This is a genomic window from Pseudomonas sp. RW407 (assembly GCF_003176655.1).
GTDB classification, from domain to species: domain Bacteria; phylum Pseudomonadota; class Gammaproteobacteria; order Pseudomonadales; family Pseudomonadaceae; genus Pseudomonas; species Pseudomonas delhiensis.
On sequence record NZ_QGSL01000029.1, the window covers coordinates 646,114 to 668,826 of the forward strand.

The 22,713-nt window shown below is 70.7% G+C and carries 27 protein-coding genes and 2 pseudogenes; 19 read left to right on the top strand and 10 right to left on the bottom strand.

Features of this window, described 5'->3' with window-relative positions; all coding sequences use genetic code 11:
• Positions 1-1,083 (top strand): iron-containing redox enzyme family protein (locus DK254_RS03745; protein WP_109932979.1); only part of this gene is annotated, 1,083 nt, incomplete at its 5' end.
• The gene (locus tag DK254_RS03750) at positions 1,080-2,030 is read left to right on the top strand and encodes a class I SAM-dependent methyltransferase (protein ID WP_109932318.1); all 951 of its coding nucleotides are present in this window, start codon (positions 1,080-1,082) and stop codon (positions 2,028-2,030) included. The genes DK254_RS03745 and DK254_RS03750, both read left to right, overlap by 4 nt.
• 4 nt (positions 2,031-2,034) lie before the next feature.
• Here the strand turns inward: DK254_RS03750 and DK254_RS03755 are convergent, their stop codons facing one another.
• Together DK254_RS03755 and DK254_RS03760 are read right to left on the bottom strand one after the other, a co-directional pair.
• Entirely contained in the window at positions 2,035-2,250 is a 216-nt protein-coding gene (locus DK254_RS03755; RefSeq protein ID WP_109932320.1) for a hypothetical protein, read from the bottom strand.
• Between the two features lie 74 nt (positions 2,251-2,324).
• Positions 2,325-2,711, bottom strand: coding sequence for a response regulator (locus DK254_RS03760; protein WP_109932322.1), 387 nt, complete (start codon positions 2,709-2,711; stop codon positions 2,325-2,327).
• A 248-nt stretch (positions 2,712-2,959) separates the two neighbouring features.
• On the opposite strand from DK254_RS03760, the gene DK254_RS03765 reads away from it, so the two are divergent.
• On the top strand, positions 2,960-3,490 hold the full coding sequence (locus DK254_RS03765) for a hypothetical protein (RefSeq protein ID WP_109932324.1): 531 nt from the start codon (positions 2,960-2,962) through the stop codon (positions 3,488-3,490).
• A gap of 11 nt (positions 3,491-3,501) precedes the next feature.
• A complete protein-coding gene (locus tag DK254_RS03770) occupies positions 3,502-3,951 on the top strand; it encodes a DUF421 domain-containing protein (protein WP_109932326.1) in 450 nt (149 codons plus the stop codon).
• Here the strand turns inward: DK254_RS03770 and DK254_RS03775 are convergent.
• From DK254_RS03775 to DK254_RS03785, 3 genes are all read right to left on the bottom strand, one after another.
• The gene (locus tag DK254_RS03775) at positions 3,929-5,296 is read right to left on the bottom strand and encodes a sodium:proton antiporter (protein WP_109932328.1); all 1,368 of its coding nucleotides are present in this window, start codon (positions 5,294-5,296) and stop codon (positions 3,929-3,931) included. The two genes, DK254_RS03770 and DK254_RS03775, sit on opposite strands and share 23 nt — an antisense overlap.
• A gap of 131 nt (positions 5,297-5,427) precedes the next feature.
• Positions 5,428-5,859 carry a low affinity iron permease family protein gene (locus tag DK254_RS03780; RefSeq protein WP_109932330.1) on the bottom strand — a complete coding sequence of 144 codons (432 nt, stop codon included), beginning with the start codon at positions 5,857-5,859 and terminating at the stop codon, positions 5,428-5,430.
• Positions 5,860-5,923: 64 nt separating this feature from the next.
• Positions 5,924-6,160, bottom strand: a complete 237-nt coding sequence (locus DK254_RS03785; protein WP_109932332.1) for a hypothetical protein — start codon at positions 6,158-6,160, stop codon at positions 5,924-5,926.
• Positions 6,161-6,355: 195 nt separating this feature from the next.
• Between DK254_RS03785 and DK254_RS03790 the strand changes: the two genes are divergently transcribed.
• Positions 6,356-7,483 carry a mechanosensitive ion channel family protein gene (locus tag DK254_RS03790; protein ID WP_109932334.1) on the top strand — a complete coding sequence of 376 codons (1,128 nt, stop codon included), beginning with the start codon at positions 6,356-6,358 and terminating at the stop codon, positions 7,481-7,483.
• Positions 7,484-7,492: 9 nt separating this feature from the next.
• Here DK254_RS03790 and DK254_RS03795 read toward each other — a convergent pair whose 3' ends face one another.
• On the bottom strand, positions 7,493-8,563 hold the full coding sequence (locus DK254_RS03795) for a DUF748 domain-containing protein (RefSeq protein ID WP_109932336.1): 1,071 nt from the start codon (positions 8,561-8,563) through the stop codon (positions 7,493-7,495).
• Between the two features lie 230 nt (positions 8,564-8,793).
• Positions 8,794-10,926, bottom strand: a complete 2,133-nt coding sequence (gene katE / locus DK254_RS03800; RefSeq protein WP_109932338.1) for a catalase HPII — start codon at positions 10,924-10,926, stop codon at positions 8,794-8,796.
• Between the two features lie 184 nt (positions 10,927-11,110).
• Between katE and DK254_RS03805 the strand changes: the two genes are divergently transcribed.
• From DK254_RS03805 to DK254_RS03820, 4 genes are read left to right on the top strand one after another with little or no spacing between them, the layout of a single operon-like run.
• On the top strand, positions 11,111-12,136 hold the full coding sequence (locus tag DK254_RS03805; protein WP_256595794.1) for an acyl-CoA dehydrogenase family protein: 1,026 nt from the start codon (positions 11,111-11,113) through the stop codon (positions 12,134-12,136).
• Positions 12,133-12,894, top strand: coding sequence for a PIG-L deacetylase family protein (locus DK254_RS03810; RefSeq protein WP_109932340.1), 762 nt, complete (start codon positions 12,133-12,135; stop codon positions 12,892-12,894). Before DK254_RS03805 ends, DK254_RS03810 begins: the two co-directional genes overlap by 4 nt.
• Positions 12,891-13,475 (top strand): bifunctional 2-polyprenyl-6-hydroxyphenol methylase/3-demethylubiquinol 3-O-methyltransferase UbiG, encoded by a 585-nt coding sequence (locus DK254_RS03815; protein WP_109932342.1) that lies wholly within the window; start codon positions 12,891-12,893, stop codon positions 13,473-13,475. Before DK254_RS03810 ends, DK254_RS03815 begins: the two co-directional genes overlap by 4 nt.
• Positions 13,472-14,128, top strand: coding sequence for a glycosyltransferase family 2 protein (locus DK254_RS03820; protein ID WP_109932344.1), 657 nt, complete (start codon positions 13,472-13,474; stop codon positions 14,126-14,128). Before DK254_RS03815 ends, DK254_RS03820 begins: the two co-directional genes overlap by 4 nt.
• A 3-nt stretch (positions 14,129-14,131) precedes the next feature.
• Here DK254_RS03820 and DK254_RS03825 read toward each other — a convergent pair whose 3' ends face one another.
• Entirely contained in the window at positions 14,132-14,374 is a 243-nt protein-coding gene (locus DK254_RS03825) for a hypothetical protein (protein WP_109932346.1), read from the bottom strand.
• Between the two features lie 329 nt (positions 14,375-14,703).
• Between DK254_RS03825 and DK254_RS03830 the strand changes: the two genes are divergently transcribed.
• From DK254_RS03830 to DK254_RS03845, 4 genes and pseudogenes are all read left to right on the top strand, one after another.
• Positions 14,704-14,976, top strand: a complete 273-nt coding sequence (locus DK254_RS03830) for a DUF1652 domain-containing protein (protein WP_109932348.1) — start codon at positions 14,704-14,706, stop codon at positions 14,974-14,976.
• Positions 14,977-15,123: 147 nt separating this feature from the next.
• Positions 15,124-15,852: an erythromycin esterase family protein gene (locus DK254_RS03835; RefSeq protein WP_109932350.1), complete on the top strand. Its 729-nt coding sequence runs from the start codon at positions 15,124-15,126 to the stop codon at positions 15,850-15,852.
• Positions 15,853-15,854: 2 nt separating this feature from the next.
• Positions 15,855-16,511, top strand: coding sequence for a phosphoribosyltransferase (locus DK254_RS03840; protein ID WP_109932352.1), 657 nt, complete (start codon positions 15,855-15,857; stop codon positions 16,509-16,511).
• 159 nt (positions 16,512-16,670) lie between these two features.
• Positions 16,671-16,820: pseudogene (locus tag DK254_RS03845) on the top strand (general stress protein); the annotation flags it as partial.
• 204 nt (positions 16,821-17,024) lie between these two features.
• Here DK254_RS03845 and DK254_RS03850 read toward each other — a convergent pair.
• On the bottom strand, positions 17,025-17,798 hold the full coding sequence (locus DK254_RS03850) for an ABC transporter ATP-binding protein (RefSeq protein ID WP_089393220.1): 774 nt from the start codon (positions 17,796-17,798) through the stop codon (positions 17,025-17,027).
• Positions 17,799-17,956: 158 nt separating this feature from the next.
• On the opposite strand from DK254_RS03850, the gene DK254_RS03855 reads away from it, so the two are divergent.
• Positions 17,957-18,598 (top strand): hypothetical protein, encoded by a 642-nt coding sequence (locus DK254_RS03855; protein ID WP_109932354.1) that lies wholly within the window; start codon positions 17,957-17,959, stop codon positions 18,596-18,598.
• Between the two features lie 4 nt (positions 18,599-18,602).
• The gene (locus DK254_RS03860; protein ID WP_109932356.1) at positions 18,603-19,217 is read left to right on the top strand and encodes a metalloregulator ArsR/SmtB family transcription factor; all 615 of its coding nucleotides are present in this window, start codon (positions 18,603-18,605) and stop codon (positions 19,215-19,217) included.
• On the opposite strand, the pseudogene DK254_RS03865 reads toward DK254_RS03860, so the two are convergent.
• Positions 19,214-19,399: pseudogene (locus DK254_RS03865) on the bottom strand (helix-turn-helix domain-containing protein); the annotation flags it as partial. The gene DK254_RS03860 and the pseudogene DK254_RS03865 overlap by 4 nt on opposite strands.
• 97 nt (positions 19,400-19,496) lie before the next feature.
• Between DK254_RS03865 and DK254_RS03870 the strand changes: the two are divergent.
• From DK254_RS03870 to DK254_RS03885, 4 genes are all read left to right on the top strand, one after another.
• Positions 19,497-19,751 carry a type II toxin-antitoxin system HicA family toxin gene (locus DK254_RS03870; RefSeq protein WP_109932358.1) on the top strand — a complete coding sequence of 85 codons (255 nt, stop codon included), beginning with the start codon at positions 19,497-19,499 and terminating at the stop codon, positions 19,749-19,751.
• Positions 19,748-20,089, top strand: a complete 342-nt coding sequence (locus tag DK254_RS03875) for a type II toxin-antitoxin system HicB family antitoxin (protein ID WP_109932360.1) — start codon at positions 19,748-19,750, stop codon at positions 20,087-20,089. The genes DK254_RS03870 and DK254_RS03875 overlap by 4 nt, the downstream gene beginning before the upstream one ends.
• Positions 20,090-20,293: 204 nt before the next feature.
• Positions 20,294-22,108 carry an ATP-dependent zinc metalloprotease FtsH gene (ftsH, locus tag DK254_RS03880; RefSeq protein WP_109932983.1) on the top strand — a complete coding sequence of 605 codons (1,815 nt, stop codon included), beginning with the start codon at positions 20,294-20,296 and terminating at the stop codon, positions 22,106-22,108.
• A gap of 175 nt (positions 22,109-22,283) precedes the next feature.
• A complete protein-coding gene (locus DK254_RS03885; RefSeq protein ID WP_109932362.1) occupies positions 22,284-22,706 on the top strand; it encodes a hypothetical protein in 423 nt (140 codons plus the stop codon).
• Positions 22,707-22,713 lie beyond the last annotated feature (7 nt).

Consider the following 22,713-nt stretch of genomic DNA (forward strand, 5'->3'; position numbering starts at 1 on the left):
CGTGCCCACGCGCTCCACTTCCTGCGCGGCGTGGCCCCCACCAAGCTGGTGGACGGCGCCTGGCTGTACGGCGTGCTGGCCCATGCCGGCGACGCCCGGCTGCTGCCGCTGGTGCACACCTACCTGGAGGAGCTGGGCCGCGGCGTGGCCGGCTGCAACCATGTGCTGATCTACCGCCACCTGCTGGAAAGCCTGGGCTGCGCCGGCACGTCCGACCTGTCCGTCGAGCACTACCTGCAGGGCACGGTGCAACTGGCGCTGGGCTGCCTGGCCGGGCAGCGCCTGCCCGAGCTGATCGGCTACAACCTGGGCTACGAACTACCGCCGCTGCACCTGCTGGTGACTACCTGGGAACTGCAGGAACTGGGCATAGACCCCACCTACTTCCGCCTCCACGTGACCATCGACAACGCCAGCTGCGGCCATGCCCGGCGGGCCCTGCAGACACTGTTCAACCACCTGCCGGACAAGCCGCGGCGCGCGGCCTTCCTCGCCCGGGTGCGGGCCGGCATGGGGCTGAACGACGTCGGCCTGTCCAGCACCCAGGTGATCGACGGCTTCGACCTGGACCACGAACTGCTGGCCATGCTGGAGCGCAAGCAGCCCTTCGCCCGCCACCAGCACAGCGACCGCGCGCGCATCCAGGGCCGCACCCTCAACCAGTGGCTGGCCCAGCCCTGGGGCGTGGCCGCCCTGTTGCGGGCGCTGCAGCAGGAAGGCTGGATCCTGCGCGACGCCGACCCGGCGCGCAGCCGCTTCTGGCGCCTGGTCAGCGGCCCCGACGCCGCCATGTTCGGCGTCTTCGATGGCTACGAGCAGCAGCTGCTGCACGACTGGATAGCCGGCAGCTGGGCGCCCTCGCCCGCCCCGGCCCGGCACGCGCCGCCGCGACCGCTGGCGCTGGAGCCGGCGCCGGCCGACCTCGACGAGGAGGAACGCCGGCTGCGCCGCGAACTGGCCCAGCTGGTGCCGCACCAGCGTCGCCAGCACCTGCTGCCGCTGCTGGCCCCGCAGCGCCACTGGACGCCCCTCGGCCTGCTGGCCACCCGCCTGTTCAGCCAGGACCTGGGGGTGGCCCCATGACTGCGCTGCCACCGCGCCTGGAGGCCCTGCTGGCGCTGGGGCTGCGCCTGCGCCGGGAAGGCTACGCCTTCGTCACCGTGAGCCCGGCCACCCATGCGCGGGTCGATGCCCGCGAGGAAAACGCCCTGGCCCGTGACCTGCGCGACATCTTCGGCTGGAGCCGGCCCTTCGCCGACGGCCAGCTCGAGCGCCCGCTGTTCTCCCTGCTGGCGGCCGCCGACCTGCTGCACTGGGACGGCCGCCACTGGCGCAGCAAGGTGCGCTGGTCGAGCCTGGAGGACCAGCTGTTCGTGCACTCGGCCTACCCCACCCAGGAGGCCGAGGCGGTGTTCTTCGGCCCCGACACCTACCGCTTCGCCCGCGCCATCGGCCAGCACCTGCAGGCACTGGACAGCCGCGACGTCCACCGTGCGGTGGACATCGGCTGCGGCGCCGGGCCCGGCGCCATCCTCCTCGCCGGGGCCTGCCCGCGGGCGGAAGTGCACGCCGTGGACATCAACCCCCACGCCCTGGCCTTCACCCGCGTCAACGCGCTGCTGGCCGAGGCGCCGCAGCTGCAGGTGCGCCGCAGCGACCTGCTGGAGGGCCTGGCCGGCGACTTCGACCTGATGGTGGCCAACCCGCCCTACATGCTCGACCCAGCCCAGCGTACCTACCGCCACGGCGGCGGTTCCCAGGGGGCGGAGCTGTCGCTGCGCATCCTCGAAAGCGCCCTCGGCCGCCTGGCGCCCGGCGGCAGCCTGCTGCTCTACACGGGCGCCGCGGTCATCGATGGCGAGGCGCAGCTGTGGCGCCAGGCGAGCCGGCTGCTGGCAGCCCGCCCCGGCTGGGAATGGCGCTACGAGGAACTGGACCCGGACGTGTTCGGCGAGGAACTGGAGCAGCCTGCCTACCGGCAGGTGGAGCGCATCGCCGCGGTGCTGCTGACCTTGCGCCGCCTGGCCTGAAGGCTCAGGGCTGGCGGTAGTGCCCGGGAGTGGTGTCGCGCTCCTGGCTGCGCTTGACCCGGCTCACCTGCACGTCGCTGATGCGCGCGGCGGGGCCGTGCAGCCCCTGCAGGAAGTCCAGTGCCGCGCCGGCATCGAGCTCGCCGTCGCGGTGCAGCGCCAGGGTGGTGGGTTGGTCGTCGAGGATGTAGCTGACCAGGTACAGGGGTCTGTTGCCCATGGGTGTCCTCCTCCGCGAAGGCGGTTGCAGGGAATGGCCGGGCTCAGGCCCGTTCGCCGCGGCAGGCGCGCCCCTCACAGCCAGGGTTGCACGGGCGGGCTGCGCAGCGCCACGGCGATCGCCAGGCCCAGCTCTTCCAGGCCCACCGGCTTGAGCAGCACCGGGTAGGCCTGGGCGTGCAACGTGGAACGCTCCGTGTTCTGCGTCAGCACCAGCACCCGCATCAGCGGGCGCAGCGGCAGGCAGGACTCGATCAGCGCGGCGCCGGTGAGCGGCCCGGCGAAGGGCTCGTCCACCAGCATCAGGTCGATCACCACCGACGAGGACAGGTGCTCCAGCGCCTGTATCCTGTCCACGGCGCTCAGCACCGCGTAGCCGTGGTCCAGCAGCAGTTGCTCCAGGCGCCACAACTGGTCGGCCTGCTCGGCGAGCAGCAGTACGACCTTGTCCGTTTCGCTCATGGCTCGTCCCCCGTCGGTGAATGCTTCCTTCCTCTAGTCCAGCAAGAACCACGCCCACCCCCGCGCCGGGCGCGGCCCCCGGCGCAGAGCACCCGCGCCGCGGGTCATGGCAGGGCGACATCAGCAGAATGCGCTGCCCGCCCGCGGCCGCGCTGCAAAATGCCCAGCGCTTCCGCCGGTAAGCTGGCCGGCACCAAGCGGCGCCGTCGCAGTCGCAGCAAAAGAGCGGCCAAACGAAGGTACCCGCCATGACAGAGCCTCCCCGCCTCCCTCCGGCAGAGCCCGCGCAGGCGTTCCGCGAACGCAGCTACCCGGTCGACGAGCACATGGCCAGCCAACGCCGCGCCTGGCGCCTGGAACGCCTGGGGCTGGTCGTCCTGCTGGGCATCGTGCTGGTGGCCCTGAGTGGCCTGTTCGCCAGCGGCCCGCTGAGTTCGCGCCAGCTGGCCAGCCAGGACGGCCGGCTGCAGGTCGAATACGAGCGCTTCGGCCGCATCGGCGCCAGCCACAACCTGCACGTGCGCCTGCGGGGCGCCCCCGGCAGCCCGGCCGAGCTGCGCCTGGGCGGCGACTTCCTCGCCCGTCAGAGCGTGCAGAGCCTGCAGCCGATGCTGCGCGGCGACAGCTGGCGCGGCGGCCTGGCCCTGCGCGGGCGGCACGACGAGCGCGGCGAGTGGCACCTGTTCCTGACCCTGCTGCCCGACGAGCCGGGCCTGCTCGGCTACCGGGTGGAAGGCGCCGGCCAGGCCCTGGAATTCAACCAGCTGATCTACCCCTGAGGAGGTGCCCCATGGAGTCCGTCCTGCGCGCCGCGGCCATCTACCTGCTGTTGCTGATCCTCTTCCGCATCGCCGGCAGGCGGTCGCTGGCTGACATCACCACCTTCGACCTGCTGCTGTTGATGATCATCGGCGAGGCCACCCAGCAGGCCCTGCTGGGCAACGACTTCTCGCTGATCAACGCGGCGCTGGTGATAGTCACGCTGATCGTCATCGACGTCGGCCTGTCGCTGCTCAAGCTGCGCCACCCGGCGGTGGACCGGCTGATCGAGGGCTCGCCGACGCTCATCGTCGAGTACGGCCGGCCATTGCGCGCGCGCCTGGCCGAGGCCCGCCTGCGGGAGGAGGACATCCTGCTCGCCGCGCGCCAGACCCAGGGCCTGGAGCGCATGGAGCAGACCCGCTTCGCCATCCTCGAGAAGAACGGCAAGATCTCCATCATTCCCGAGGGCGGCAACTGAGCTGGGCGCGCTCGTAGCGGTCGAGCAGCGGCTGGGTGGTCAGCCCGTGCAGGCAGATGCTCAGCGCCACCACGCTCAGCACCAGGTCGCTGGCGGCGCCCAGCGCCCGGGGCGCGTCGGCCTGGTTGAGCACGTGGCACAGGTAGAACAGGCTGCCGATGCCGCGGATGCCGAACCAGCCCAGCAGCCAGCGCTGCCGGGGCGCCAGGGCGCGGCGGGTGACCAGCAGCCAGACCAGCGCCGGGCGCAGCAGGCAGAACAGCCCCAGCGCCAAGGGCAGCGCCCGCCAGTCCCAGTGGTTGGCCAGCAGCGCGCCAAGCAGGGTCACCAGCAGCAACGCCAGGGAGCGCTCCAGCAGGTCGCCGAAGGAGAGGATGTCGAGCATCACCGCCCCGGCGGCGACCCTGGGGTGTTCGCTGCGATCCTCGCCGAAGGCGATGGCGCCGTGGGCCTGCCCCGCCTCGCGGATGTGCGCGGCCTCGGCCTGGGCTTCGGCCGGGTCCTCGCGCTTGCCGATGGTGGCCACCTCGGCGTGGCGCAAGCCGATGCCAGCCGCGAAGCACGCCAGGAAGCCCCAGCCGCCGAGGCTTTCCGCACCCACGTAGGACAGCGCGATCAGCGCCATGGCGAGGAAATCGTTGGCCGACACGCTGGTGTCGGTGTGCCGGGCGCGCAGGTGGATGGCCAGGCGCCCCACCCCGTAGCCCAGGCAGTAGCCGGTGAGCAGCCCGGCGGGTATGGCCCAGAGCACGTCCAGCAGCAGCCAGTGCGGCAGTTGCCGGAGCAGCGCCGGGGCGCCGCCGGGGGGCTCGGTGACCAGCAGGAAGGCCGCGCCGACGAAGGGAAAGGCCACCCCGTCGTTCAGCCCGGCCTCGCCGGACAGGCCATAGCGCAGGCCGTCGTCGTCGCTGGCGTCGTCGACCTGGACGATGCTCGCCAGCACCGGGTCGGTGGGCGAGAGGATCGCCGCCACCAGCAGCGCCAGGCCCCAGTCCAGGCCCAGCAGGTAGTGCGCCAGCGCCGCGCTGCCGGCGATGCAGCCCAGCAGCACCGGCCCGGCCAGTTGCCAGGTCGCGGTCCACACCGGCGAGCGCAGGCTCTGGCGCATGCGCAGCCCGCCGATGAACAGCGAGATCAGCAGCGTGGCCTCGGCCAGGTGCTCCAGCCAGGGGCTGATGCGGCCGATGTCCGCCTGCCACAGGTCCAGCCCCAGCGGGCCGATGGCCAGGCCGAACAGCAGGTAAAGCAGCGAGGAACTGACCGGCAGCAGGCGCAGGTAGGCGGAAGTCAGCCCGAGGGTGAGCAGGATGCCGCCGAGCACCAGCAGCCACTGGTTGAAGCCCATGGGCCGGCGCTCAGTCGACGGGCGACGGCTGCGCCTCGCAGCCATCGTCCTCCAGGCACGGCAAGGCGCGGCAGAGACGGAGGGTGCGAAGGCTTGGCATGGCGGTGGTCCTCGGCGGGTGTCGGTGGCTGTCAGCGGGGTGGCGGTTCGTCGCCTTCGGCCTGCTCCTCGTCGGCCACGCACTGGGGCGTTTCCCCGGCGCCGGCGTCCTCGCCCATGCGCTGGTAGGTGTCGCGCAGCTTCTGCAACTGCTCGGCGTCCAGCTCGTCCAGCCCCATCAGGGCGTCATGGGCCGCGCGGGTGGTGCGCAGCAACTCGTCGATCTTGATGTGCAGGGCGTCGGTGTCGCGGTTCTGGGTGTTCTGGATGAGGAACACCATGAGGAAGGTGACGATGGTGGTCGAGGTGTTGATCACCAGCTGCCAGGTGTCGTTGAAGTGGAAGAAGGGCCCGCTGACGGCCCAGGCCACCAGCAGGGCGCAGGCCACGGCGAAGGTCGGCGGGCGTCCGGCCCATATCGAGAGCCACTGGGCGAAGCGGGAAAAGGACGGGGCCTTGGGCATCTCCTGGGCGGCGCCCCCGGGGCGGGCCCCGCCGCGCGCGGCCCGGGAGGCCCGCCCCTGCCCCCTAGCCGGGGCGCTTCTCATCGCCGATCCCCTGGATGTCGACGTCGTCCGGTTCGTATTCCGGGGTGCTGGCGCAAGGGTCGCCCGAGTCGTCGGCATCCTCCTCGGGCGTCTCGATGACCGGGCCGGGCCGGCGCGGCTCGCCACGGCGCTCGCGCACCGGCGCCTTCGGCGGGTCGTCATGTTCGGCCACCGGACCGGGACGGGGTTTCTGCACGATGGTGTTCTTGCTGCTCATCACGTTCTCTCCCGGGGCTGAGCCCCCAAAGCCTCTCTGGTGTCGCCCTCGGTGGAAAAGCGCCGCGGCCGAGAGTTCAGAACATCTCCCCGGCGGTGCCGGGCGCCCCGCCCGGGGCGCAGCGGGGCATTTTCCTGAACTTCTCCCGCCACGCCCCGACAAAACTACTCAGACGAGTCGACAAGGGGGAATACCATGGCGCCGCTGAATGCCTGGCCCGACCTGGCCTTTCTCGGCCACCTGCTGCTGGTGACGGTCGCCGTCCTGGTCGCATTCGGGCTGCTTCGCTTGCTCCTCGGGTCCCTGAGAAAGCGCCTGGAGGCGCGGACGAGCCAATGGGCCCGCTATGCCTCGGCCATCGCGAACAGGACCAGCAACCTCCTGCTATTCGTCTTCTCGCTGATGCTGGCCCTCAAGTTCGTCGCCTTCCCCGCCAACTGGGAGGCGGCGCTGGCCCATGGCTGGTTCGTCGTCCTGGCGCTGCAGGTGGCCTTGTGGCTCGACGCCTGCGTGCGCCTGTGGACCGGGGAGCTGGCCCGCTCGCGCTTCGGGGGCATCCGCAACCCGGTGATGACGACTCTCCTCTCGGTGGTGATCCTGATCGTCGTCTGGGCCGTGATGCTGCTTTCCATCCTGGCGAACCTGGGCGTCGACATCACCGCCCTGGTCGCCAGCCTGGGCGTGGGCGGCATCGCGGTGGCGCTCGCCGTGCAGACCCTGTTGAGCGATGTGTTCGCGTCACTCTCGATCGGCTTCGACAAGCCCTTCGAGATCGGCGACTTCATCGTGTTCGGCGACGTGGCGGGCACCATCGAGCACATCGGGCTCAAGACCACGCGCATCCGCAGCCTCAGTGGCGAGCAGATCGTCTGCTCCAACACCGAACTGCTCAAGCAGACGCTGCATAACTACAAGCGGATGAACACCAGGCGAATCGTCTTCCAGTTCGGCATCAGCTACCGGACCTCGGCCGACAAGGCGAAGGCGGTGGCGGAGCTGGTGAAGGAAATCATCGACGCCCAGGCGGAGGCGAAGTTCGACCGTGCCCACTTCCTCGCCTTCGACGAGAGCCGCCTGCTCTACGAGGTCGTCTACATCATGCAGACGGCCGACTACAACCGCTACATGGACGTGCAGCAGCAGATCAACCTCCGGCTGCTGGCCGGGGTGAAGGAGCTGGGCGTCGATTTCGCCTTCCCGGTCCGCGAGCTGCGCAACGTCGAGGCAATGCCCACGCCGCAGCGCAGCGCCGAACGCCAGTCGACGGCTGCCTTCGCCCACCCACAGGCGCAAGGCGGCAGCCGGGACTCCACCAGCCATTGAGCGGGCGCTTCAGTCCTCGGGCGCGGAACGCTCGTAGCGCGCATTGAACGCCTGGATGAAGGCATTGCGCAGGATGCCGAGGAAGGCCTGGAAAGCGCTGACGTCCTGGTCATGGATGTTGCCGCTGAGGTCGACGCGGGTAGCGAACTGGTCCTTGCGCTGGTTCTTCAGCAGCGTCTCGCCGCCGCCGACCAGGGCTTCCCATATGGAGCGGAACAGGCCCTTGTCCTTCTCCTCCACGTCCTGCTGCCAGTTGAACACGTCGACGTCGCGCAGCAGCGGCTTGATGTAGCCGCTGAGCCGCCCCTTGTCCGCCGTGGCCTCGATCACCAGCGTGGCGTGGCCCTGGTTGAAGTCGAACTTGCCGTAGGCCGAGGCGAAGTCGTTCACCCGCCGCAGCTCCACGTCGCTGGCCCGCAGGCGCAGTACGAAGTCCTCGAAGTCGGAGAAGGGGTCGAAGGACGCCTGCACTTCCAGCGGCGCCTGGCCGAACAGCCGGGCATGGCCTTCGAAGCGGGCCACCCGCTTGCCCTTCTCGTCCGCCACGTTGGTCAGGTTGTACAGGCTCGCCTGCACCGCGCTGGCGGTGAGATGCACCGACGGCCTGGAGCGGTAATTGCGGAAGTGGATGCGGCCGTCCTCGATGCGCACCTCGTCCAGGGTGGTGGGCAGCAGCTTGTCCAGTTGCTCGCGCCAGTCGGTACCGGCGCCGCTCTGGGAGCCCTGGCGGTCGCCACCGTCGACGAAGTTCAGCTGCGGCCGCAGGAAGACCACCCGCGCCACGATGCCGTGGTCGTACCACAGCGCGTGCCAGCTCACCGACAGATCGATCACTGGCGCGTCCAGCAGCGGCACCGGCACCTTGCCGTTGACCTTGACGATCTTCAGGCCATTGATCCGGTATGCCCCGCGCCACAGCGCGAGATCGACGTCGGCGAGCTGGCCGTGGTAGTCGCCCATCCGGTCGAGCTTGCCGTTGAGGTAGTCGCGGATCACGTAGGGCAACGCGACATGCGCGACCAGCAGCAACGCCAGGATCGCCAGGACGCTCGACAAGAGCAGGCTGTAGCGTCTTTTCATCCTCGCCTCCGGAGGCTCTCTGCCAGTGGACCGGTGCAGTGGATGGCGCCCCGGCGCGAGGTCATTTCCTCTCCCGCCGCGCCTGGCGGGCGAGGAACCCGTCCTCGCGCGGCGCATCCACCGCCTCGCGGTGTTGGCGGATAACGCTGCGTCAGCCGGCCTGTAGGGCGAATAACCGTTCGCGGTTATCCGCCGCTGGCCCAAACACCGCGCTCCCACCCGGGCTCACCTCACGCCGGCACCGCCCCCACCTGCGCTTCCCTGGCCCAGATACGATGCTGCAGCAAGGCGTTCTTCAACCCGCCGAACACGTCCGCCACCGTCGCCCCCATCACCACGCCGTCGTCCGGCTGCAGGCCCAGTTGCCCCGGCAGGGCCTGTCCGTCGCCGCTGAAGGCCAGCGGCTTGAGGTGCTTGTAGGCCTCCAGCAGGTAGTGCATGCCGGCGCCGTCCACGCCCAGGGTGACCGCCACCCCGCCGGGCACGTAGACCGCGTCGAAAGCCACCGAGGGCAGGCCGTCCCAGGTGCCCTGGGGCGTCAGGGTGGCGCCGCTGTCGGCCTTGACCGGCGCCGCCGTGGGCGCGATCAGCTTGGCGCTGGCACCCTCCGCGCCCAGGGCTTGGAGCATGTCGCCGACCTCGCCTTCGCTGGCGCCGTCGGCGATCAGGATCGCCACCTTGCGCGAGCGGATGTCGCCGGGCAGCAGGTTCACCTGGCTCAGCGCCGGCGAGGGCTGCGGCGGCGTGCGCCGCGGGGCCCGGGCGGTGACCTGCACGCCGATGCGCTGGGCCACCCGGGCGGCCAACTGGGCGTCGATGTTCGCCAGCACCTCGTTGACCTCGCGTTCGCGGATGGCCTGGCGCTCCACCTTGCCCAGCTCGAAGGCGTAGGCCGCCACCACGTGGTTCTGCTCGGCCTCGCTCAGGCTGTGCCAGAACAGCGCGGCCTGGCTGAAATGGTCGCCGAAGGAGTCCGGGCGCTCGCGCACCTTGGTGCCGGTCATGGGTTCATGGTAGCTGACGAAGCCGCCCTGGCGCGCCGCCGGCGGCGTCTCCCGGGGCCAGCCGGCGTCGATGGAGTCGGGCTCGTAGGAGGCCCGCCCACGATGCAGGGTGTGCTGGTGGAAGGCGTCGCGCTGGTTATTGTGGAACGGGCACAGCGGCTGGTTGATGGGGATCTGGTTGAAGTTCGGCCCGCCCAGGCGCAGCAGCTGGGTGTCGGTGTAGGAGAACAGCCGGCCCTGCAGCAGCGGGTCGTTGGTGAAGTCGATGCCCGGCACTATGTGGCCGACGTGGAAGGCCACCTGCTCGGTCTCGGCGAAGAAGTTGTCCGGGTTTCGGTCCAGCACCATGCGCCCGAGCACCTGCACCGGCACCTGTTCCTCGGGCACCAGCTTGGTGGCGTCGAGCAGGTCGAAGTCGAACTTGTCCTGGTCGTCCTCGGCGATCAGCTGCACGCCCAGCTCCCATTCGGGGTAGTCGCCCTTCTCGATGTCTTCCCAGAGCGTGCGGCGGTTGAAGTCCGGGTCCTTGCCGGCGAGCTTCTGCGCCTCGTCCCAGACCAGCGAGCAGGTGCCGGACTTCGGCCGCCAGTGGAACTTCACCAGGGTGCTCTGGCCATTGGCGTTGACCAGGCGGAAGCTGTGCACGCCGAAGCCCTGCATGTTGCGGTAGGCGATGGGGATGGCGCGGTCGGACATCAGCCACATGACCATGTGCGCCGACTCCGGCTGCAGCGAGACGAAGTCCCAGAAGGTGTCGTGGGCCGAGGCGCCGGTGGGGATCTCATTGTGCGGCTCGGGCTTCACCGCGTGGACGAAGTCGGGGAACTTGATCGCGTCCTGGATGAAGAACACCGGCATGTTGTTGCCCACCAGGTCGAAATTGCCCTCCTCGGTGTAGAACTTCACCGCGAAGCCACGCACGTCGCGCACGGTATCGGCCGAGCCGCGCGGCCCCTGCACGGTGGAGAAGCGCACGAACACCGGGGTGCGCTTGCCGGCCTTGCCGAGGAACGCCGCCCTGGTCAGCGCGCTGCAATCGTCGTAGGCCTCGAAGTAGCCGTGGGCCGCCGAGCCACGGGCGTGGACCACGCGCTCGGGAATGCGCTCGTGGTCGAAGTGGGTGATCTTCTCGCGCATGATGAAGTCTTCGAGCAGCGAGGGGCCGCGCGGGCCGGCGCTCAAGGTGTTCTGGTTGTCGGCGATGCGCGTGCCGGTATTGGTGGTCAGGGGCTGCCCGGTGGCGTCCTCGCGGTAGCGCTCCAGTTGTTCGAGCTTCTCGTTGCCGTTGCCGTTGCCGCGGTCGGTGGTCTGGGTCCCCGCCAGTTGGCTGTGCTTGCCGGACTCTTTCTTCTGTGTCATCTGTCCATCTCCTGATCAGGTGGGCGGCGCCCATGGCGCGCGCTGGCTCTTGCTTGGGGGCGGGCGCGGCGGCGGAGTTCAGGCTTTTTTCCCCGGCGGTGCGCAGGCGGCGCGTTCGGCGTTCGGTTTGAACCTGCGGCGCTGCGTGGCAGTCGGCTGGGAAACGACCTTCGCCGGAGCCGTCATGCCCCACGACCTGCCCATCGGCCTGCTGCAGGCCCTCGCCGACTTCGAACTCCCCCGCGACCTCAACCGCCAGCCGGCCACCCTGGGCAGCCGCCTGCGCGAGCTGTGCGCCGCCGGCCTCGACCAACTGCCCCGCCCCGGCAGCGGCCTGACCCTGCAGCGCTGGCAGGCGCTGGCGGCGGTGTCCGGCAGCGACCTGTCGTTGCTCAAGCTGTACGAGGGCCACACCGACGCCCTGGCGATCCTCGCCGAACTGGCCCCCGAGGTGCCGCGCCGCCCCGGCATCTGGGCGGTGTGGGCCGCCGACCCACCGGCCCGGCTGGTGCGCATCCAGGCGCGCCGGGGCGACGAGGTGCGCATCAGCGGGGTCAAGCCCTGGTGCTCCGGTGCCGCCCAGGTCGACCGCGCCCTGGTCAGCGTCCGTGACGAGGACGAGCGCCCGCAGCTGGTGGCGGTGGACCTGGCGCAGCCCGGCGTGCGGGTCGCCAAGGGCGGCTGGAACGCCGTGGGCATGGCCGCCACCGCCAGCGTCGAGGTTACCTTCGAGGCGGCCGAGGCGCGCTGCGTCGGCGGGCCGCTGGCCTACCTGGAGCGCCCGGGCTTCTGGCACGGCGCGGCGGGCATCGCCGCCTGCTGGTACGGCGCCGCCAGCCGCCTGGCCAGCTACCTGCACCATGGGCATACCGACGATCCCCACGCCATGGCCCACCTGGGCGCGGTGGACGCTGCCCTGGCCGGCGCCGCCGGCGCGCTGCGCGAATGCGCCAGCTGGATCGACGACAACCCCGGCGCCTGCGCCGAACTCGGCGCACGGCGGGTGCGGGCCCAGGTCGAGGGCGCCGTGGAGGCGGTGCAGTGGCACGTCGGCCGTGCCCTGGGCGCCACGCCCTTCTGCCGCGACCACCACTTCGCCCAACTGGCCGCCGACCTGCCGGTGTTCCTGCGCCAGAGCCATGGCGAGCGCGACCTGGCCTGCCTGGGGCTGCGCTTGACCGCCCAGGCCACCGAGGCCTGGGCGCTATGAGCGCGGCACAGGACCCGATCGCCGCGGCCGGCGCCGGCACCGCGCCCGGTGCCTGGCGCACCTGGCCGGGCCTGCAGCGCCTGCCGCGGATTACCCCGCCGGCGCTGCTGGGCGGCGGGCGCCTGGTGCTGGTGGCGCCGCACCCCGACGACGAGGTGCTGGGCTGCGGCGGCCTGCTGGCCAGCCTGGGCGCCCTGGCCGGCGAGACGCTGCTGGTGTCGGTCACCGACGGCGAGGCCAGCCACCCCGGCTCGCCCCTGTGGCCCCGCGAGCGCCTGCGCGAAGTGCGCCCGCAGGAGAGCCGCGAGGCCCTCGCCCGCCTCGGCCTGGACCTGCCCCGCCTGCACTGGCGACGCCTGCGCATGGCCGATGGCCAGGTCGCTGCGGCCACCCTCGACGCCGCCCTGCGCGGCCTGCTGCGCCCCGGCGACAGGCTGGTCAGCACCTGGCGCCACGACGGCCACCCGGACCACGAACAGGTCGGCCTGGCCTGCGCGGCGGCGGCCGCCGCCCGCGGCGCACGCCATTGCGAAGTGCCGATCTGGGCCTGGCACTGGGCCGAGCCCGGCGACCCGCGCCTGCCCTGGGCGCGGGCCCGGCGCCTGGACCTGGACGAGCGCGCCCTGTGGCGCAAGCGCCGGGCCATCGCTGCCCATGCCAGCCAACTGCAGGCGGACCCCAGCCGCGGCGCCGGCCCCATCCTCGGCCCGCACCTGCTGGAAACCCTCAGCCAACCCTTCGAGGTGTACTTCCTGTGAGCCTGCCCGCTAGCCATTTCGAGGCGCTGTACGCCGGCGATCCCGACCCCTGGGCCTTCCGCACCCGCTGGTACGAGCGGCGCAAGCGCTCGCTGCTGCTGGCCTGCCTGCCGCGCCCGCGCTTCGCCCGCGGTTTCGAGCCGGCCTGCGCCAACGGCGAGCTGAGCATCGAACTGGCGCAGCGCTGCGACCAGCTGCTGTGCAGCGACCCCAGCGCCACCGCCGTGGGCCTGGCGCGCCAGCGCCTGGCCAGCTGCGACCACGCCCGCGTACGCCAGGGCGGCCTGCCGCAGGACTGGCCCGCCGGCCGTTTCGACCTGGTGGTGCTCGGCGAGCTGGGCTACTACCTCGCCCCGCCGGCCTGGCGCCTGGCCTGCGAACGCGCTGCCGCCAGCCTGGAACGCGGCGGCGCGTTGGTGGCCTGCCACTGGCGCCACCCGATCCCGGGCTGCGAGATGGCCGGCGACGACGTCCATGCCCTGCTCGCCGAGGCCATGGGCGCGCCGGCGCGGGTCCGCCACCTGGAGCCGGACTTCCGCCTGGAACTGTGGTTCGACGACAGCGCCGGAGCCGCCCCGTGATCGGCGTGCTGGTGCCGGTGCACAACGAGGAAGGCCGCCTGCGCGGCTGCCTGCTGTCGTTGCTGGAAGCGGCCCGGCACCCGGCCCTGGGCGGCGAGCCGGTGCGCGTGCTGGCGGTGCTCGACAGCTGCACCGACGGCAGCGCGGCCATCGCCACCGAGCTGGGCGTGGCGGTGCTGCCGCTGGCGGCGCGCAACGTCGGCCAGGCCCGCCGCGCCGGAGCCCAGCACCTGCTGGGCCTGGGCGCGCGCTGGCTGGCCTGCACCGACGCCGACAGCTGCGTCGGCCCCGACTGGCTGGTGCGCCAGTTGGCCTTCGGCGCCGAGGCAGTGTGCGGCACGGTGCGCCTGGACGACTGGTCGGCCCATGCCCCCGAAGTGCGGGCGCGCTACCTGCGCCACTACCAGCCCCGCGAGGGCCACCGCCACGTGCACGGTGCCAACCTGGGCGTGTGCGCCCTCGCCTATCGCCGCGCCGGCGGCTTCCGCCCGCTGCCCTGCGACGAGGACCTGCACCTGGTGCGCGACCTGGAGCGCTGCGGCGCCCGCATCGTCTGGACGCACCAGACCTGCGTGACCACCAGCGCCCGCCGCGACTACCGCGCCCACGGCGGCTTCGGCGCCTACCTGGAAAGCCTCGCCGAACCGCTCTGAGGCTCAGGCCGCGCCATCGGGGGCGCCGGCCTGCCAGCCGTCGCCGGGGCCGGTCTCGCCCTCGCCGGGGGTCAGCGGGACGATGCGCAGCTCGGTGATGTCCGCCGGGTTGGCGTCCGAGTGCAGGCTTTCCAGCTGGAAGCGCGCCTGGTCCGGGGTCAGGTCGCCGCCGGGGGCCTCCACCTCGTGGGAGCAGGGCTGGCCTTCGAGCTCGTAGTGGATGCGGAAACGCGGGGGGTGCGCCATGGTCCTGTGCCTCCTGGGTGGGCTGCCGCCGGCGGCGGCCATTCGTCGAAACGCTTGAGCTGTCCGCGGCTCGGCGCCAGCGGCGCCGCCCGTGGTGCGTGGTCTCCGACTGACCGGTGCGCAGGTCCAGGGTTCAGCCGCGGTCGCCGACCGGCTGCGGCGGATGGGCATGCCGGAATGCGGTTATTGCTATAAGAAAAAGTCATAACAACGGTTCGCTAGCCGGCTATCGTTCATTTCCTGGCGTCGGCTTTTCGGCGTGAGCGGGCCGAGAGGCCCCGGGCCCTGCGCGGACACGCCTGAGCGAATCGACTACCCGGAGTCCTTCCATGCAAACCTACCTGCAGGCCAAACGCATCCTCGAAGACAGCTTCGCGCCCTACGGCTGCCGCTGCACGCTCGAGGCGGACGGTTCGATGACCGTGCAATTGCTCGCGCCCAATTCCACGGACGTGGAACTGACCGTGCCGAAGATCCCGCGGCAGGACTGGAACAGCCTGCGCGCCGTGGCCAGGCTGGCCCTGGAGCTGCGCCAGACGCTGGACCTGGCGATACTGCAGAAGGACCGGCCGGCCTCGGCCATGCACCAGGAGGCCAGCTAGGGATTTCCCGAACCTCGCCGGGGCCGCCGGCTCCCAGCAAACCCCGGCCCGTCCGCGCCCTGGCCGCCTGCCGCCGCACTGAAAACCTGAACGCCCGCCCCGCTGCCTTCTCAAAACCAGAATGAGCCACGGGACGAGGTACGCAGCATGTCTTCCTTCCCCAGCGAAGCCGAGCGCGAATGCCTGGTCGAACGCCTGCGCCACGCCGCCGAACCGCTGCCCGATCCGGACGCGGCGACCTTCGGCGGCTTCTTCTCGCGCTACGCCGACGGCCGGGTGGTGCTGATCGGCGAGGCCAGCCACGGCACCTCGGAGTTCTACCGGGCGCGGGCCGCCATCACCCGCCAGCTGGTCGAGCGGCACGGCTTCAACATAGTCGCCATCGAGGGCGACTGGCCGGACACGGCGCGCCTGGACCGCCACGTCCGCGACTACCCCGGCCAGCCCGACGAAGACGCCGCCTTCAGCCGTTTCCCCAGCTGGATGTGGCGCAACCGCGAGGTGCTCGACTTCGTGCGCTGGCTGCGCCGCCACAATGCCGGCCTGCCCATCGCCGAACGCGTGGAATTCCGCGGCCTGGACATCTACAGCCTGCGCGCCTCCATGGCCGCGGTGCTGCAGTACCTGGAGCTGCACGACCCGCCCCGCGCACGCGAGGCCCGCGAGCGCTATGCCTGCCTCACGCCCTGGCAGGGCGACCCGGCGGCCTACGGCGCGCGGGTGGAATGGGGCGACGGGGATTCCTGCGAGGCGGTGCTGGGCGAACAGTTCGACGCCTACCTGTGGTTCGCCCGGACCACCGCTGTCACCCCGCTGCAGCCCGGCACCGGCGAGGCGGCGCCGGGCGCGGCGGACACCTTCCCCTTCGGAGTCTGACGATGAACGCATTCGACGACCGGCGGCACGCCGGCAAGGCCCTGGCCGAGGCGCTGCGCGAACGGCCCATGCACGAGCCCCTGCTGCTGGCCCTGCCCCGCGGCGGCGTGCCGGTGGCCTATGAGATCTCCCTGGCCCTGCAGTACCCCCTGGAACTGCTGCTGGTGCGCAAGATAGGCGCGCCCGGCCACGAGGAATACGCCGTGGGCGCCGTGGTGGAAGGCGACCCGCCCAGGTGGGTGAAGGACGAGGACCTGCTGCGCCAGCTGCGCGTGGCGCCCGACTGGTTCGAGCGCCGCCTAGCCGAACAGCTGCGGGAAATCGAGCGCCGCCGCGCCCGCTACTGCGGGCGGCAGCCGCTGGCGTCACGCCGTGGCCGCGACCTGATCCTGGTGGACGACGGCCTGGCCACCGGCAACAGCGTGCGTGCGGCGCTGCAGGCCCTGCGCGAGGACGGCCCGCGGCGCATCATCCTCGCCGTGCCCGTGGGGCCGCCGGCCACCGTGGAGAAACTGCGGCCGCTGGTGGACGAACTGGTATGCCTGCTGACACCGGAGGATTTCCACTCCGTCGGCCACTACTACCGGGACTTCCACCAGCTCGACGACCAGGAAGTCATCGACCTGCTCGGCCCCTCGCGCACGCCTTCGGGCGCCTGATCCAGCCGGGCTGCGCCGGAACTTCAACCACTGGCGAAACTTCTTCGAACCATTCTCCGGCGCTGCCTTCCCAGTAACTGTGTGGGCCGACTGGCGGCCCACCCAATGGATGCGAAGCATCCGAGGAGCACTTTCATGACTTCCAAAAACACCAATCCCGGCAACTTCGCCAACGATCGCGAAAAAGCCTCCGAGGCAGGGAAGAAAGGCGGTCAGCAAAGCGGCGGCAACTTCGCCAACGACCGTGAGAAAGCCTCCGAAGCCGGCCGCAAGGGCGGGCAGCACAGCCATGGAGGCGGGCGCAGCTAACCTGGCAAGTGCCCTCCCGGTGGAGCGCCCGCTCCACCGGGAACCTGATCGCGGACGGAGTCCTACGTAACCCAACTCCCAATGCCCAACGGGATTCCGCCCCACACCGAGGAGAGGCGTTGGCAGAGATGCATGAACAAATCCGTAGGGCGAATAACCGTTCGCGATTATCCGCCGCCAACCTCAAACCTGGCGCCCTACGGGCTAGGCATGCCAGCAACGATACCAACCGTCCTCTTCACTGATGCGCAGCTGCGTCTGGTACAGCGCGGACAGGCGCTCGCTGGTCAGCACCTCGGCCTTGGGCCCGTCGGCGACGATGCGGCCGCGGTCCAGCAGCACCACGCGCTCGATCTCGGGGATGATCTCGTCGATGTGGTGGGTGGTGATGATCATCGCGTGCTCGGCGCCGCAGAAGCGCCGCAACAGGCGCAGCATGCCCAGGCTGGCACCCATGTCCAAGCCGTTGGCCGGCTCGTCGAGGATCAGCGCGCGCGGCGCGTGGACTAGGGCGCGGGCCAGCAGCAGGCGGCGCTTCTGGCCGGTGGACAGGCGCTGGAACATGGTCCGCTCGTGGCCTTCCATCTCCACCACCGCGAGCAGCTCGCGGGCCTGCTGCAACTGCGCCTCGCTGGGCTGCAGGTGGCCGTGGGCGCCGATCGAGCCGAAGAAGCCGGAGACCACCACGTCCAGGGCCTGGGTGTAGGGCGTGTAGTCGTCCTGCAGGTCCTGGGAGATGAAGCCGATGCGGCTGCGCAGGTCCCACAGGTTGACGGTGTCGCTGCCGAACAGCTTCAGGTGGCTGCCTTCGCGCTCCACCGGGTACAGCTCGCGGCTGATCAGCTTGAGCAGGGTGCTCTTGCCGGCGCCGTTGGGCCCGAGGATGGCGACCTTCTCGCCGTCCTCGATGCGCAGGGAAAAGCCGTCGAGCACGCGGGTCTGCTGCTGGAAGGCGGTGACGTTGTGGAATTCGATCATGGTCGGCTCATGGCGCTGGGGGAGCGCGAAGGATACTGCGCCGGGGCCCGCCTGCGCCAAGGGGGCGGGCATGACCTCCGGTCGGCAAAAACAATAACGGCATTTAAATATGCTGAAATTGCTCTTGTAGTGTTATCGACCTGCAAGAGGCTATCGCCATGAACGTCAGGACACTGCTTTTCCTCGGACTCGCCGCACTCTGCACCAGCGCCGCCCTGCCCACCCCGGCCACTGCCGCCGACACGCCCAGCGCGGCCTCGGCGCTGGATACGCGCCTGGCGCTGCGCGACCTGTGGCTGGAACACATCTTCTGGATCCGCGACTACGTCCAGGCCAACCAGGCCGGCGACAGCCGCCAGGCCAAGGTGGCCGGCGAACAGGTGGTGGCCAACGCCACGGCCATCGCCAACAGCATCGCCCCGCTGTACGGCCAGCCGGCCGCCGACCAGTTGCTGCAGTTGCTGGCCGGGCACTGGGGCGCGGTGAAGCACTACAGCGATGCCAGCGTGGCCAAGGATGCCAATGGCCGCAAGGCCGCCGTCGGCGAGCTGCAGGGCAACGCCGGGGCCATCGCCCGCTTCCTCGCCGGGGCCAACCCCAACCTGCCCGAGAACGACCTGCTGGCCATGCTCGGCACCCACGGCGCCCAGCACATCGCCCAGATCGACCAGTTGGCCGCCCACGACTACGCTGCCGAAGCCAGGACCTGGGCAGCCATGCGCGGGCATATCCTGATGCTCTCCGACGCCCTGGCCAGCGCCCTGGTCAAGCAGTTCCCCGACAAGTTCGCCGCGAGGTAGACGCATGCTTCAGGGATTGGGCCGCACCCAGCAGGACCTGCTCAGCGCCCTGCTCTACCGTGCGCAGGGCATGAGCATCGACGAGTTGGCCGAGCAGTTGGCGGTGACGCGCACCGCCGTGCGCCAGCACCTGGCGGCGCTGGAACGCGACGCCCTGGTGCTGCGCGGCCCGCTGCGCCCCACCGGGCGCCGCCCGGAGCAGCTGTACCAGCTGAGCCCCCGCGGCCGCGAGCTGTTCCCCCGGCAATACCAGCTGCTGGCCGACCTGCTGATCGGCGAAGTGGCGCAACTCATCGGCCACGACGCCCTGGTAGCGCTGATGCGCAAGCTGGGCGAGCGCATGGCCACGGAACTGGAACCAGCCCCGGTGGACCAGGCGCGCATCGTCGAACACATGAACGCCGCCGGCTACGAGGCGCAACTGATCGCCCGCAGCGGCGGCGAACCGGAGATAGTCGCGCACAACTGCGTGTTCCACCACCTGGCCAGCCGCCACCCGGAAGTCTGCGAACTGGACCTGGCCCTGCTCGGCCGCCTCGGCGGCGCCGCCGTCGACCACTGCGAGTGCATGCTGCGCGGCGGCCAGGTGTGCCGCTTCCAGCTGCGGCGCGGCGGCTAGCCCCGCTGGGCGGCGAGGGTCCGGCTGGAAGGCTCCAGCTCGCCGATCTTCTCCAGCCGCGCCCGCACGATGTTGCGGCTGATGCCCAGCAGGCGGGCGGTCTGCAACTGGTTGCCGTGGCAGTAGTGGTAGGCGGTGCGGAACACGGCTTCCTCGATGTGTTCGTACAGCTCGGGCAGGTTGCGAACGGTTATTCGCCCTACGTGCCCGGCCGGATCCTACGGTGCTCCACGATCTCGCCGGCATGAAATGCTATCATCCAGCGATAGCATTCACCGGATGAAGAATCGCCACGCCAGAACACTGGAAGCCCTCTTTCGCACGCCTACGAGTGCGTCGTTGGCCTTCGCCGACATCGAAGCGCTGGTCCTCCACCTGGGAGGTGAGATTCAGGAGCGCGAAGGATCGAGGGTGAGGTTGACGCTGGGCGCTTGCATCTGGCGATGCCATCGCCCCCATCCGGGCAAGGAAGCGAAGAAGTACCAAGTCGAAGAGGCCCGCGAATTTCTCCGCCGGGCCGGAGTTGAACCATGAACTGCATGACCTACAAGGGCTACGCGGCGCGCGTAGAATTCGACGACCGCGACGACATCTTCGTCGGCCGCCTGCTCGGTGTCCGCGACATCATCAGCTTCCATGCCGACAACGTGGCCGAGCTGCACACGGCTTTTCACACGGCCGTCGAGGATTACCTGGCCGACTGCGCCGAACGGGGCGTGACGCCGGAGAAACCGGCCTCGGGCAAGGTCATGCTGCGCATCCGCCCCGAGGTCCATGCCGCCGCCAGCCTCGCCGCACAAGCCGAAGGCAAGAGCCTCAACCAGTGGGCGGAAAGCGTCTTCGAACGGGCGGCCGGAAAGCACGCCGGTTGAGGCGGGGATGCCGCAGCTGCGCGACGAGTTGCTCGCCGAACTCACCGGCCACTGACCCCAACGGCGGCTATCCTTCGGACACGCCGCCTCCGCCTTTGTTTGATCCCGGCCAAGGCCCCGCGCCGCGGTTCGTGCCTGAATGGTGCCGACGCCGGAGCCCGGCGTGCATCCATCCCCCCTGCCGGCACGGGAGCGAGCATGGCCATGGAAAAGCACCACCAATGGAACCTCGGGTATTTCCTCGTGGCCTTCGTGGCCATGCTGCTGTTGCAGAACTGGCTGGGTGAATACTCGGCCGAGGCGCCGATTCCCTACAGCGAGTTCCAGCGCCTGCTGGACGCCGGCAAGGTCAGCGACCTGCGCATCGACCAGGAGCGCATCAGCGGCACCCTCAAGGAGCCGATCCAGGGCCGCACGCGCTTCACCACCAACCGCGTCGAGCCGCGGTTGGCGGCGCAGCTGGAGAAGGCCGAGGTGGACTTCTCCGGCGTCACCCAGAGCGGCCTGGCCAAGCTGCTGGGCTGGCTGCTGCCGTTCCTGCTGATCTTCGCCCTGTGGGTGTTCTTCTTCCGCGGCCTGGCCGAGAAGCAGGGCTTCGGCGGCATGGTCAACGTCGGCAAGTCGAAGGCGCGGGTGTTCGTCGAGCGCGACACCGGGGTCAGCTTCGACGACGTCGCCGGCATCGACGAGGCCAAGGCCGAGCTGCAGGAGGTGGTGTCCTTCCTCAAGGACCGCCCCACCTACAGCCGCCTGGGCGCGCGCATTCCCAAGGGCATCCTGCTGGTGGGTCCGCCCGGCACCGGCAAGACGCTGGTGGCCAAGGCCGTGGCCGGCGAGGCCGGGGTACCGTTCTTCTCCATTTCCGGCTCGGAGTTCGTCGAGCTGTTCGTCGGTGTGGGCGCCGCGCGGGTGCGCGACCTCTTCGAGCAGGCGCGCAAGGCCGCGCCCTGCATCATTTTCATCGACGAGCTGGACGCCCTGGGCAAGATGCGCGGGCTGGGCGCCTTCGGCGGCAACGACGAGAAGGAGCAGACGCTCAACCAGCTGCTCGCCGAGCTGGACGGCTTCGACCCGCGCGAAGGCGTGGTGCTGCTGGCCGCCACCAACCGCCCGGAAGTGCTGGACCCGGCCCTGCTGCGCGCCGGACGCTTCGACCGCCAGATCCTCATCGACCGCCCGGACCGCCGCGGCCGCGAGGCCATCCTGCGGGTGCACCTGAAGCGCATCAGCGCCGCCCGCGACCTGGACTGCACGCAGATCGCCGCCATCACCACCGGCTTCACCGGCGCGGACCTCGCCAACCTGGTCAACGAGGCCGCCATCGGCGCCACCCGGCGCGGCGCCGAGGCGGTGAGCATGGCCGACTTCACCGCCGCGGTGGAGCGCATCGTCGCCGGCGCCGAGCGCCGCAGCCGGCTGCTGCAGCCGCAGGAGCGCAAGGTGGTGGCCTACCACGAGATGGGCCACGCGCTGGCCGCCGCCTCGCTGCCGCGCATGGACCCGGTGCACAAGGTCTCCATCGTGCCCCATGCCATCGGCGCCCTGGGCTTCACCCTGCAGCGGCCCACCGAGGACCGCTTCCTGATCGGCCGCCAGGAACTCAAGGACCGCATGGTGGTGCTGCTGGCCGGGCGCGCCGCCGAGGCCCTGGTGTTCGAGGAGATTTCCACCGGCGCCGCCGACGACCTGGCCAAGGCCACCGACATCGCCCGCCAGCTGGTGACGCGCTTCGGCATGAGCGAGCAGCTCGGCCAGGCCGTGCTGGAGCGGCAGAGCGCGCCCTACCTGGCGGGCGACAACGGCCACCTGGCGGGGCTGCGCGAGAAGGACTACTCGGAGCAGACCGCCCGCGAGGTGGACCTGTGCGTGCGCGAGCTGATCGACGAAGCCTTCCGCCGCGCCCGGGCCCTGCTGGAGCAACGCCGCGCCGACCTGGAGGAAGGCGCGCGCCTGCTGCTGGAGCGGGAAACCCTCACCCCGGAGGACTTCCCGGCGCTGGCCGGCGCGCCGGCGCCCTGAACGGGCCTTCTAACCTCCGGCTATTTGCAGCGCCGCGCATATGCCGGGGAACTCATTGACAGATTGGCGCCAGACAAGTGTCATGGGCGTTGTCGTCCGGCGCGGTCGAGGTGTGGCGCCGGGATTACGTGGTCCGTTTGCGTGTTTCCTTATCCCCCGCACAGGAGCCGCCGGCATGTACGACTCTGCACCCAGGGCCTCGGGGCCCGCGGAGGAGGATTTCCTCTTCACCTTCGAGACCCACGTCCTGCAGAAGGCCCTGCCCGCCTTCGAGGAAGCCAGCCGCTTCGCCCGCGACCGCGGCCTGGACTGCCAGGTCGAGCTGCTCGTGGACGAGGACGACCACCTGCAATTGTGCCTGTTCGCCCGCCTGGGCAGCAGCCAGCAGCCGAGCTTCTACCGCATCGTCGCCGATACCGAACTCCAGGGCCTGGTCCACGAGCAGTACGCCGCCCATGGCCAGCGCACGCGCCGCCTGGGCGCGCACCTGGACTCGCTGGACGGCGAGGTGCTCGACGAACAGCTCGCCGAGTTCTTCCAGCTGGCCTTCGGCATGCACCTGGACGAGCCGGGGCACCGACGAGCCAGCGGCTTCTAGCAGCCGC

Coding starts and splice junctions, on each gene's coding strand:
- DK254_RS03750 (WP_109932318.1), top strand. CDS start 1,080: ATGACTGCGCTGCCACCGCGCCTGGAGGCCCTGCTGGCGCTGGGGCTG.
- DK254_RS03755 (WP_109932320.1), bottom strand. CDS start 2,250: ATGGGCAACAGACCCCTGTACCTGGTCAGCTACATCCTCGACGACCAA.
- DK254_RS03760 (WP_109932322.1), bottom strand. CDS start 2,711: ATGAGCGAAACGGACAAGGTCGTACTGCTGCTCGCCGAGCAGGCCGAC.
- DK254_RS03765 (WP_109932324.1), top strand. CDS start 2,960: ATGACAGAGCCTCCCCGCCTCCCTCCGGCAGAGCCCGCGCAGGCGTTC.
- DK254_RS03770 (WP_109932326.1), top strand. CDS start 3,502: ATGGAGTCCGTCCTGCGCGCCGCGGCCATCTACCTGCTGTTGCTGATC.
- DK254_RS03775 (WP_109932328.1), bottom strand. CDS start 5,296: ATGGGCTTCAACCAGTGGCTGCTGGTGCTCGGCGGCATCCTGCTCACC.
- DK254_RS03780 (WP_109932330.1), bottom strand. CDS start 5,859: ATGCCCAAGGCCCCGTCCTTTTCCCGCTTCGCCCAGTGGCTCTCGATA.
- DK254_RS03785 (WP_109932332.1), bottom strand. CDS start 6,160: ATGAGCAGCAAGAACACCATCGTGCAGAAACCCCGTCCCGGTCCGGTG.
- DK254_RS03790 (WP_109932334.1), top strand. CDS start 6,356: ATGGCGCCGCTGAATGCCTGGCCCGACCTGGCCTTTCTCGGCCACCTG.
- DK254_RS03795 (WP_109932336.1), bottom strand. CDS start 8,563: ATGAAAAGACGCTACAGCCTGCTCTTGTCGAGCGTCCTGGCGATCCTG.
- katE (WP_109932338.1), bottom strand. CDS start 10,926: ATGACACAGAAGAAAGAGTCCGGCAAGCACAGCCAACTGGCGGGGACC.
- DK254_RS03805 (WP_256595794.1), top strand. CDS start 11,111: ATGCCCCACGACCTGCCCATCGGCCTGCTGCAGGCCCTCGCCGACTTC.
- DK254_RS03810 (WP_109932340.1), top strand. CDS start 12,133: ATGAGCGCGGCACAGGACCCGATCGCCGCGGCCGGCGCCGGCACCGCG.
- DK254_RS03825 (WP_109932346.1), bottom strand. CDS start 14,374: ATGGCGCACCCCCCGCGTTTCCGCATCCACTACGAGCTCGAAGGCCAG.
- DK254_RS03830 (WP_109932348.1), top strand. CDS start 14,704: ATGCAAACCTACCTGCAGGCCAAACGCATCCTCGAAGACAGCTTCGCG.
- DK254_RS03835 (WP_109932350.1), top strand. CDS start 15,124: ATGTCTTCCTTCCCCAGCGAAGCCGAGCGCGAATGCCTGGTCGAACGC.
- DK254_RS03840 (WP_109932352.1), top strand. CDS start 15,855: ATGAACGCATTCGACGACCGGCGGCACGCCGGCAAGGCCCTGGCCGAG.
- DK254_RS03850 (WP_089393220.1), bottom strand. CDS start 17,798: ATGATCGAATTCCACAACGTCACCGCCTTCCAGCAGCAGACCCGCGTG.
- DK254_RS03855 (WP_109932354.1), top strand. CDS start 17,957: ATGAACGTCAGGACACTGCTTTTCCTCGGACTCGCCGCACTCTGCACC.
- DK254_RS03860 (WP_109932356.1), top strand. CDS start 18,603: ATGCTTCAGGGATTGGGCCGCACCCAGCAGGACCTGCTCAGCGCCCTG.
- DK254_RS03870 (WP_109932358.1), top strand. CDS start 19,497: ATGAAGAATCGCCACGCCAGAACACTGGAAGCCCTCTTTCGCACGCCT.
- DK254_RS03875 (WP_109932360.1), top strand. CDS start 19,748: ATGAACTGCATGACCTACAAGGGCTACGCGGCGCGCGTAGAATTCGAC.
- ftsH (WP_109932983.1), top strand. CDS start 20,294: ATGGAAAAGCACCACCAATGGAACCTCGGGTATTTCCTCGTGGCCTTC.
- DK254_RS03885 (WP_109932362.1), top strand. CDS start 22,284: ATGTACGACTCTGCACCCAGGGCCTCGGGGCCCGCGGAGGAGGATTTC.